The following is a 397-nucleotide window of genomic DNA, read 5'->3' as shown; positions in this document are numbered from 1 at the left end:
GGCAGAGGGGCAGGATTACTTGATCTTGCCTTCCTTGTACTCGACGTGCTTGCGCGCGACCGGGTCGTATTTCTTGATGACCATCTTTTCGGTCATGGTCCGGGCGTTCTTCTTGGTGACGTAGAAATGGCCTGTGCCCGCGGACGAGTTCAGACGGATCTTGATCGTGGTTGGCTTCGCCATGAGTCTTCTCCTGCTGCACCGGCCTTTGCCGCGGTGCGTGAATCCTGAATTTCGGGTTCTAGCCAGACCCGCGCCCGAGTCAACCGCAAATTCCCCCAGCCCTCCCCGGCGGGGGAAGGTAAATGCGCGGAAGGCCTGTAAGCCGGATTCTGTCCAGGGGTTGCCCCCTTGGATGACCATTCCTCTGACCGCATCGTTGCCGATACGGCTACAG

At 59.2% G+C, this 397-nt stretch carries 1 protein-coding gene; it reads right to left on the bottom strand.

Going from position 1 to position 397, the window contains the following annotated elements; translation table 11 throughout:
• Window positions 1-15 precede the first annotated feature (15 nt).
• Window positions 16-183, bottom strand: coding sequence for a 50S ribosomal protein L33 (gene rpmG, locus A3728_RS13790; RefSeq protein WP_007119221.1), 168 nt, complete (start codon window positions 181-183; stop codon window positions 16-18).
• Window positions 184-397 lie beyond the last annotated feature (214 nt).

This window comes from Sulfitobacter sp. HI0040, from assembly GCF_001634885.1.
GTDB lineage: Bacteria > Pseudomonadota > Alphaproteobacteria > Rhodobacterales > Rhodobacteraceae > Sulfitobacter.
The sequence above is the reverse complement of the archived record's forward strand: the minus strand, read 5'-3'. Positions and strand labels throughout refer to the sequence as shown.